Source organism: Salmonella sp. SAL4457, assembly GCF_046548235.1.
Taxonomy (GTDB): domain Bacteria; phylum Pseudomonadota; class Gammaproteobacteria; order Enterobacterales; family Enterobacteriaceae; genus Salmonella; species Salmonella enterica.
The window spans coordinates 1-245 of sequence record NZ_JBGDZO010001116.1 but is presented as its reverse complement, the minus strand read 5'-3'; the positions used below and the strand labels follow the sequence as shown (position 1 = coordinate 245).

General features: G+C 68.6%; 1 protein-coding gene. It reads left to right on the top strand.

Annotation, left to right across the window (positions count from 1 at the left end; genetic code table 11):
* Window positions 1-218 (top strand): MotA/TolQ/ExbB proton channel family protein (locus tag ACLJNW_RS27650; RefSeq protein WP_410961767.1); only part of this gene is annotated, 218 nt, incomplete at its 5' end.
* Between the last annotated feature and the right edge of the window lie 27 nt (window positions 219-245).

Below are 245 nucleotides of genomic sequence, written 5' to 3'. Positions count from 1 at the left end.
CGCTGATCGCCACCGGCGTGGGAATCGCCGTCGCGGTGCCGGCGGTGCTGGTCTACAACTACTTCCTGCGGCGCCTGAAGCTGACCGCCGCCGACCTCGACGACTTCGCCCACGACTTCTACAGCCTGGCGCAGAAGAGCGCGTTCCGCGTCATCGTCCATCCCTCCGCCGCGCGCCAGGCCGGCAACCCCTCGCGCAACGTGAAGGAGGCGTCCTGACATGGCCTTCTCGACCCAGGACAGCGA